Origin of the sequence: Spirulina subsalsa CS-330, from assembly GCF_028330765.1 — a bacterium.
GTDB lineage: Bacteria > Cyanobacteriota > Cyanobacteriia > Cyanobacteriales > Spirulinaceae > Spirulina > Spirulina subsalsa_A.
The window spans coordinates 1-8820 of record NZ_JAQMTY010000073.1 but is presented as its reverse complement, the minus strand read 5'-3'; the positions used below and the strand labels follow the sequence as shown (position 1 = coordinate 8820).

At 56.2% G+C, this 8820-nt stretch carries 4 protein-coding genes; 2 read left to right on the top strand and 2 right to left on the bottom strand.

The window, feature by feature from the left end:
• Nucleotides 1–235: 235 nt before the first annotated feature.
• A complete protein-coding gene (locus tag PN477_RS04805; protein WP_272117123.1) occupies nt 236–1423 on the bottom strand; it encodes a CobW family GTP-binding protein in 1188 nt (395 codons plus the stop codon).
• Nucleotides 1424–1699: 276 nt separating this feature from the next.
• Here PN477_RS04805 and PN477_RS04800 point away from each other — a divergent pair, with 276 nt between their 5' ends.
• Nucleotides 1700–5560 (top strand): CHAT domain-containing protein, encoded by a 3861-nt coding sequence (locus PN477_RS04800; RefSeq protein ID WP_272117120.1) that lies wholly within the window; start codon nt 1700–1702, stop codon nt 5558–5560.
• Nucleotides 5561–5609: 49 nt separating this feature from the next.
• Here PN477_RS04800 and PN477_RS04795 read toward each other — a convergent pair whose 3' ends face one another.
• On the bottom strand, nt 5610–6557 hold the full coding sequence (locus PN477_RS04795) for a spermine/spermidine synthase domain-containing protein (protein WP_272117117.1): 948 nt from the start codon (nt 6555–6557) through the stop codon (nt 5610–5612).
• A 154-nt stretch (nt 6558–6711) separates the two neighbouring features.
• Here PN477_RS04795 and PN477_RS04790 point away from each other — a divergent pair, with 154 nt between their 5' ends.
• The gene (locus PN477_RS04790) at nt 6712–8640 is read left to right on the top strand and encodes a serine/threonine protein kinase (RefSeq protein ID WP_272117115.1); all 1929 of its coding nucleotides are present in this window, start codon (nt 6712–6714) and stop codon (nt 8638–8640) included.
• The last annotated feature ends 180 nt before the right edge of the window (nt 8641–8820 follow it).

Here is an 8820-nt window from a genome sequence, read left to right as displayed (position 1 = left end):
TCGAAGTTTTACCCAAAAGACTTGCTCTTAGAACCCCATACTTCAACTCTGTTAGGTCGCTTAATATGAATGTACCATTAATGAATCACAATATAAAGCCGTCCTACAAGGACGGGGCTTTAGACCCAAAATTTACGGTAATTGTTCGTGAACTTGGCGCGATCGCACCATGACAGCGACAAATCGTGCCACGGGAGAGCCATGGCACGAAATGGGACAGGTTAACGCTGAGGGATTACCCCAAAACGCAGGCCTGGAGTTGTTGGCGGAGCTTATCGTGATCTAACTCTTGGCCGATGAGGACGAGTTGGGTTTGTTGGGGGCGATCGCCCCACTCATCATCTTCAATGGAAAACCGCTTACCGCTGAGGTGAAAAATATGGCGGCTCGGACTTTCCTCAAACCACAGAATCCCCTTCGCCCGGAAAATATTCGGCGTTAACTCATTATCTAAAAAGGATTGAAACTGTCGAATGGACAGGGGTTTATCACTGAAAAAGGAGAGCGACGTAAACCCATCCATGGCCAAGTGATCCGAATGGCCGTGGTTGTGATGGGCATGGCTGTGATCGTGGCTCGGATCGGTGCATTGGGAATCGTGGCAGTCCTGATCATGGGCGTGATGGTCGTGATCAGCATGGGCATGGCTGTGATCGTGGCTCGGATCGGTGCATTGGGGATCGTGGCAGTCGTGATCCTGATGATCATGGGCGTGATGATCATGGGCGTGATGGTCATGATAATGGCTGTCTGGTGCTGCGTCGAAATATTTGGCCGAATCGAACAGCCCCACACTGAGGATCAAGGGCAGCGGGGCTTGGGATTTCGTCGTTCGCATGATCCGGGCATCGCGCTTAATGTCACGAATCCGCACCTCTAGGGCATCCACATCCGCTTCATCGACAAGATCAACTTTGTTGAGCAAAATTACATCACCATAGACGATCTGACTGTAGGCGGCTTCACTATTAAATAAATCTAAGCTGAAGTTTTCGCAATCGACGGTGGTAACGATGGAATCAAGGCGGGTCATGTCTCGGAGTTCTGTCCCTAAAAAGGTGAGGGCTACCGGCAGGGGATCGGCGAGGCCGGTGGTTTCGACGACGAGGTAATCAATGCTGTCGTCCCGTTCGAGGACTTTATAGACTGCATTCACCAGGTCTTCGTTAATGGTGCAGCAGATACAGCCGTTGCTCAGTTCCACCATGTCGTCTTCGGTGGCGATGATCAGTTCGTTATCAATGCCAATTTCGCCAAATTCATTGACCAAAACGGCGGTGCGGAGTCCGTCTTGGTTGCTGAGGATGTGATTCAGGAGGGTGGTTTTGCCGCTGCCCAAAAAGCCGGTGATGATTGTAACAGGCAGGCCCAGCTTCGGGGTCTTCATAGCGGGCGCGACGGTTTGTGAATCAGCGGTTTGCATAATGTCTTGTGGAAGCGTCGTTTTTTTTCATTATCGCGTAGAGTGCAGCGGATCGCAGGTTTTTGACGGATTGCTCTGGATTGGCGATCGCAGCCGTCAGCCCAACCCTGACCGGAGATGCGATCGCAGGAGGGCCGCGATCGCCCCGGCCATCCTCACGGATTCTTCAGAATCAATCAACTCCATCAAAATTCTCCGAGGGACGTACCCTATAATGCAGGTGATTAATTTTGATGTCGCTGGTGGATTTAAGGGCCCAATAAAGGATAGACACTCATGTTGCAGCAATGGTTGAAAACAATCTCAAAACGCATTGGTACGGCATCAGAGTCGCCAGAATTTGAACTCGGAGCAGAAAACGCGAGAGGCATCAACGCGGATCAACCCCTCAACGATCGCGATTATGAATTCCTCTTTACTCAACTCCTAGAAGGCATTGCCCACGGTTGGCAACCGGTGCGAATCCAGCGCTTTTTTGAGACCTTGGCGACGCGAGGCACGATCGCCCAGTGGAGTGAATGGCTGCAACGCTACGGCACGAAAATCTTGGCTTCTTCAGCGCCCAATATCACCTTGGCGCGGCGGATGGTGGCGTTGGGAGAACAGACCCGCAGCTTACCGGAGTTGAAGCAGTTTGGCGAAACGGCGAGCGGCATTGGTCGCCTCCTGTTGGCACGGGATCGCAAGGATGATAATGATACGTGGCAGTACGATGAGCAACCCCTCGCACCGCCGCCGGTTTCCCCACCGGAGGAGGAATTACCGGCAGCGTCGGCGCTAAACCCCCCGATCGCGATCCCCGATCCCCCGCCGGTTGACCCCCCCTCCCCCGTAACGGAGGCTGCAATTCCCGCCAGCGAGGACAGTGAGGACGAACCGAAGGCGATTCCCTTGGATGAATTGTTGGTGCGGCTCCAGGGGGATGAAAATTTGGTGCAACAGGTGGCCCAGCGCTTGGGGTTAGACACGAGCGATCCTCAAGAGATTATTCAGGAGTTGGTGCGACAGATTAATCAACGCAATGCGGCGACGGAATCGAGTCCGGCCCCGGCAGCCGTGCCCACCATGGGGAATGCTGCCGCTGAACAGGCTTTTAATGAGGGGGTGCAGTCCTATGAGGCGGGGCGGTATGAAGAGGCGATCGCTTCTTGGGATCGGGCGATTCAACTAAAGCCGGACTATCACCAAGCCTGGGGCAATCGGGGTTTGGGGTTAAAAAATTTGAAGCGGTATGAAGAGGCGATCGCGTCCTATGGTCGAGCGGTGGAGTTAAAACCGGACTTCTACAAGGCTTGGTATAACCGGGGTTTGGCCCTAGATGAGTTGAATCGCTATCCGGAAGCGATCGCCGCCTATGATCAGGTGATTGCCATTCGCCCAGAGTTTCACAAGGCTTGGTTTAGTCGGGGGAATAGTTTGGAGCAATTGGGCGAGTTTGAAGGGGCGATCGCCGCCTACAGCCAAGCGATTCACCTGAAAGAGGATTTCCAAAAAGCCTGGTTTAATCGTGGCCAATGCCTCAATCAACTGGGCCGCTACGATGAGGCGATCCACAGTTTTGATGGGGCGCTCCACCTGAGAAAAGATGACCTCGAAAGCTGGCAGCAGCGCGGTTTGGCCTTGATGGCGCTGGGTCAATACGATGAGGCGGTGAATAGCTATGCGCGGGCCCTGTCGATTACCCCCAATGATCCGGATCTCCTCAGTGCTCAAGGGGAAGCCCTGGCCGGGGCGGGGAGCTATGCCCAAGCCCTGGCGGTCTATGACCAACTGATTACCTACCATGGCGATCTGCCGTTGGTGTGGTGTCAGCGGGGTCAGGTGTTGGCAGCGTTGGGGTGGGAAAATGATGCGATCGCCTCCTATCGCCATGCCCTGGAATTGGATATCTCCCTCGCGCCGGCCTGGTATGGGTGCGGTGAAATTCTCAGCCAACACCGCGACTCTATCGGGGCCCTCGATTGCTACGATCATGCCCTCCAACGGGAACCCCAAGCGACCTTAGCCTGGGTGAGCCGCGCTCAAGTCCTCCTAGCTCTTAATCGCACCGAAGAAGCGATCGCCTCCTTTGACCGCTCGCTCCAGTTGCAAATTCACCGCTGGCAAGCCTGGCAAGGGCGCAGCCAAGCCGCCCGCCAATCCCCGCATCCGGATTTACTCCTCACCTCTCTCAGTGGCCTCGCCCAAAACCATCCCGCCCTCAATCAACGGGGCTACGATGGTCAATTGGCGACCCTCCTCCATGGCTTAGAGCAGGTATCCCCGCAGCAATATCCCGAAGCCTGGGCCCGGATTCAGCACCATGTAGGCTTGGCGATCGTGGCCGAAGCCTTGGCAACCCCAGAACCCGCATCCCGGTTGCGCCAAGCCCTCACCCATTACGACGCGGCCCTGCAATGCCTCGATGCGGATCAGTTTCCCCAAGCCTATTTGGAGATTCTGCAAGCGAAAATCCTCGCTGAACTGCATTTAGAAGAGTTCAGCCAGGCCCAAGCCACCTATCGCCAAGGGCGCGATCGCTGTCACAACATTCTCAACGATGCCAATGTGACATGGGAGCACAAACGACAGTTGGCCATGGCCATGGCGGTGCTCAATCAGCTTTATGTGGATGTGATGATTCAGGCGGGCGAATTGGCCACGGCGTTGGAATGGGCGGAACAAAGTCGGAATTTTGCGATCGCTTGGCTCTGGGAACGGCTCCCCCTCCAGGAAGGCAGCCTCAAATGGGCGGAAATTCAGCGCCGCCTCGACGACAACACCGCCATGCTCTACTGGCATTGCAGCCCGGCGGGCCTCACCACCTTTGTAATCACCGCCCAAACCGCTGAACCCGTCGTCCTCGGCCATACCCCCAATGTGGTGTTGAATGTGGTGCTCAGTCCCTCGTTGCGATCGCGTGTCGAACAGGCCAAGCAAAACAGCGAAGCCTCCCTCTCGATCCTCCTCGAACTCCTGGGCATGGAATTGGAAACCCCCACCCTCACCCCCGAACCGGAACCCGCCCCCCCCGCCCCCACGGGCCTCGATGCCCGCACCCAACGCGAGCAATTCCTCCCCTGGTTCAGCACCTGGCAAACCCACAGCCCCGAACCCGGCTGGCTCCAGGTTCACCTCCCGGAACAACTGCGCCACTTGGATCAACTCCTAGGCATCGCGTCCCTCCTCGACACCTTCAAAGACAAAGCAATCAACCATCTGATCCTCGTTCCCCATCAAGCCCTCCAAGCCCTACCCCTCCATGCCCTCTTCCCCGATCGCTTCACGATCAGCTATCTCCCTAGTCTTCGCCTTGCCCAACCCTCCAGCCTGCCGCCGATCAGCAACCCCTCACCCACAGCCAACCCCTGGCCCCAATCCGAAGCCGATGAAGATTGGCTCTCCCTCGGCCTCGCCGATACCCCCACGCCAGAGCAGCCGGATGTGTCGCTGCTCTGTTTAGAATCTCAACTTGATAGCCGGCCCGATGTGGCCTTAGAAACCGGGCTAGTCTGTCACCAATTCACCAAAGTGCAGCGGCTCAACGCGGACATTACCTCCGCCACGGCCAGCCGTCAATTCCTCGGCGGCGGCTACCGCTATTGGCATTGCTTCACGCCCATCATGCAAAACAGCAAGCAGCCGCCCCAGTCCTACCTCGCCCTCAACGATCGCACCAAACTCACCTTTGCAGATTTGGGATCATTGGCCTTGGGCGAATGTGAACTGATTAGCTTTGCCTATCCGCCCCAAACCACAACCCCCTATCCTGCCATTGAACCGGATCTGGTGAATGGGATGACGGCTCTGCTCAGTCAAGGGGTGACCTATGTGCTCTATCCCCTCTGGGAGATGGATGGCCACGCCCGGATGCTGTTTATGATTGAGTTTTATCGCCGTTTGGCCCTAGGGAGTTCGGCGATCGTGGCCCATAAACAGGTGCAACTGTGGTTACGCACGGTGACACCGCAGGAACTCGTGCGCTGGTATCTCGATCGCGCCCAGGATATGGAAACGGCCCCGAATGCGATCGCTGAACGGATGACCGCCTTTGCCGAAGACCTCCGCACTCAACCGGAGCAGTTAAACAGCAAAGAACCCCCCTACGCCCACCCCTACTATTGGGCGGCCTTTGTGGTGATGGGCTATCCCTTTTAACGAGCAAGGGGCTTATTTAACGAGCAAGGGGCTAAAGCCGCCTTGTCTTTCAACTGCCCAAAATGCCTTGGGCGTTGGGATATTGAGGGGGGCGATCGCGCGTATAGACCTCTGTGGTGTGAGCGATCGCCTCTCGCACATACAGCGGCGTTTGACACAGGCCTAAATAGGCGATGCCGTCGATGCAGCGGCAGCCCCCTGTGGTGTGGGTGGCGAGGAGTTGGTCAATGGCATCAGGGTCGGGGCGGCGGTCAATGGGGGTTTGACAACAGAGGAGAAACCCCCAGGGTTCCCCAAAGGTGGGGATCATCGCGGTGTAGGACAGTACATAGGGGAAAACGGTTTGTAGGGTGTTGGCAAGACGGGCATGGAAGGTGAGATTGGCGATCGCCACCGATCCCCCCTGCACCACCAACACCCCACCGGGGGTTAAGCAGTGATTCAACTGGGCAAAAAATTCCTGGGTAAACAGGGCAAAGGATGGGCCCTGTTCAATCGGTTCGGAGAGATCGGAAATAATCACATCCCATTCCGGCGCAGCCTTGGCCACATAGTCCAACGCATCCCCGATCACCACCTCCACCCGGGGATCATCCAACGCACCGCCGTGCATTTCCGGCAACCATTGCCGGCACGCCTCCACCACTTCCCCATCAATATCCACCATCACCACCCGTTCCACCGTCTTCCAGCGCAGGATTTCCCGCACCGTTGCCCCTTCGCCGCCACCGAGGACAAGGACGTTTTTGGGGGCTTGGTGGGTTAAAAAGGCGGGATGAACGAGGGGTTCATGGTAGAGAAATTCATCACGGGTGCAGGACTGCCAGAGGCCATCTAGGATCAGGGCTTTGTGAGAATTTTCCAGTTCGACGATCATTAAATCCTGAAAGGCTGTGCGTTGGTGCAGTAATATGCGGCTGATGCCATGCTCATAAACATCCCACGACGTAAGATAATCCTTAAGCCATAAACTGGCTGTCGCGTTATAACCGGACATATTATTGTCTTCCTCTTGTTTGGCCCCACCATGATAGGTCAAATCTGGGCGGTGCTTGGAGGGCAATGCGGGGAATGTTGCTGAGAATGTTGCCCACAATACCTAGTCATGGGGGACTTCTGCTAAGAATGATGGAAGGAAACGCCTGAAATTTATGGTAAGTGCTGTTCAGTCTGACGAGATTTTGGGCGATCGCTACCGGATTGTCACTGTCTTGGGCAAGAATCCCTGCGGGGCGACCTATCTTGTCCATGATGTGACCCAAAGCGATCGCCCCCATATTCTGCGAGAATTTCACCTCCCGAACCAGACCCCCGACGTGGTGCAACAGGCGCGGGACTTGTTCGCGCCGGAAGTGGAATTTTTGCGGCGCTTGCACCATCCCCAACTGCCCCAGGTGCAGGACTTTTTTGAACTCACCCGCGAGGGCATCACTGCGTTTTACCTCGTCCAAACCTTTGTAGAAGGGACAGTGTTGCGCCATGTTCTCGAACGCCGTTGGGATGAGCAACGCCCCCTAACGGAACTCGAAGGGATTCGCCTCCTGCAACAACTGTTACCCGTGGTGGACTACCTCCACAACCAAGGGGTGATCCACCGCAACATTTCCCCGGATTCGATTATTTGGCGGCCCCAGGATAGCCGCTTGGTGTTGATTAATTTTGGTGGGATTAAACAGGTTTTGGTGACGCTGTGGAGGTCACGGCAGGACATGACCACCTTGAGCCAGGCCGCTGCGTTACCTGCTGTGGGCGGCGTGGGCTACGCGCCCCCCGAACAAATCCAAAAAGGGATTATTTACACCTATAGCGACCTGTATGCTGTGGGCACGACGGTGTTAATGGCGCTGACGGGGCAAGAGCCAAAGACCCTGCTTAATAAAGAAGGGCAATGGCACTGGGATGACATTGTGCTCCATAACATGGTGCTTAAGGATTTGTTGGCGACGATGGTGGCGCGAAAAACGAGCGATCGCCCCCAAAGTGCCCATACTGTTCTCCAGGCGTTACCGAGGGCGGTGAACGCGATGCCGCCCACGCCCCTGCCCCAGTCGGAATTTACCGCTGTACCGGTGGCGGCGCGATCGCCGGGCTGGCCCGTGGGGCAATGGTTGGGGCGGGGATTGTTGGTGCTGCTGGTGATTGCGGGGGCGGGGGGCCTGGGTTGGCTCTTGGGGCAAGCCTGGGTGGAGTATCAGGTGAGCCGCCCTGCACCGCCCCAACCGGATCTAGACTTGTCCCCCACACTGCCGCCGATTTTGCCCGGCAGTGAGTTGTTGAGTTTTCCGCCGACGGATGACCCTGAACCTGACCCTGATCCCGATTTACCGGCCAGTGAGCGCGATCGCAGGATTGACCTGCGGCGGCAACGGCAAGGATTAGCGATTGACTACGAGTTTTTCCAAGCGTTATTGCGCTACAAATACGAGCAAAAATATCCTTCACGGGTGGGCATCGCTCCGACCTCTGACCCCGATGATGAGATTTGGCGCAACCATCAGTACGATCTCGCCCAACAGATGCTCGATACCCTCAGTGAATTGTCTGGCGAGGCGCGGCGACAATTGGGGCAATATGATCAAGGCGATCGCCGGGCATGGCGGCAACAGTTACAGGATTTAAATCTGTCCTTTGCGGCGGTGGAACTGCTGACGGATACGGTGTTTGCGCTGTATTTTCCCCTGAGTACCCCGGACGATGCAGCGGCATTGCAGCAGGTCTGGGATGCGATCGCTTTTGATCACGTCAAAGCCCTCGTCAACGGCCAAACCCTCACCCCCTTAACCCCCCAACTCAGCGAAGAATTGCGCCATGCGGGCAGCCTCGAAGCCTGGCAAGGCGGGGTGTTTACCGTGGAGGTCACGGCGGGGCAATTCATGCAGGTGAATGCGGTGAGTGATTATCCGACGGTGGTGGGCTTGTATGATCCCACTGGTGAACCCCTCCTCGAACGGGAAACCGAGCGGGTGTGGTCGGGTACGGTGAAAACCACGGGAACCTATGCGATCGCGATCGCCAGCAACGCCCCCCAATTGGTGAATTACAACCTTTATCTCACCCTCAAACCTGTTCCTTCAAATTAAGCGACCCATGATCCACCGTTCAAAGTCCCTCTCCCAAAGCGGGCTACTGCTTATACATAACGTTCAAATGTTGGCCTCGTCTGCGTTTGATCCCCCTAAATCCCCCTTAAAAAGGGGGACTTTTTTTCGTTCCCCCCTTTTTAAGGGGGGCTAGGGGGGATCGAGAGAAGGTGAACATCG

Coding starts and splice junctions, on each gene's coding strand:
- PN477_RS04805 (WP_272117123.1), bottom strand. CDS start 1,423: ATGCAAACCGCTGATTCACAAACCGTCGCGCCCGCTATGAAGACCCCG.
- PN477_RS04800 (WP_272117120.1), top strand. CDS start 1,700: ATGTTGCAGCAATGGTTGAAAACAATCTCAAAACGCATTGGTACGGCA.
- PN477_RS04795 (WP_272117117.1), bottom strand. CDS start 6,557: ATGTCCGGTTATAACGCGACAGCCAGTTTATGGCTTAAGGATTATCTT.
- PN477_RS04790 (WP_272117115.1), top strand. CDS start 6,712: ATGGTAAGTGCTGTTCAGTCTGACGAGATTTTGGGCGATCGCTACCGG.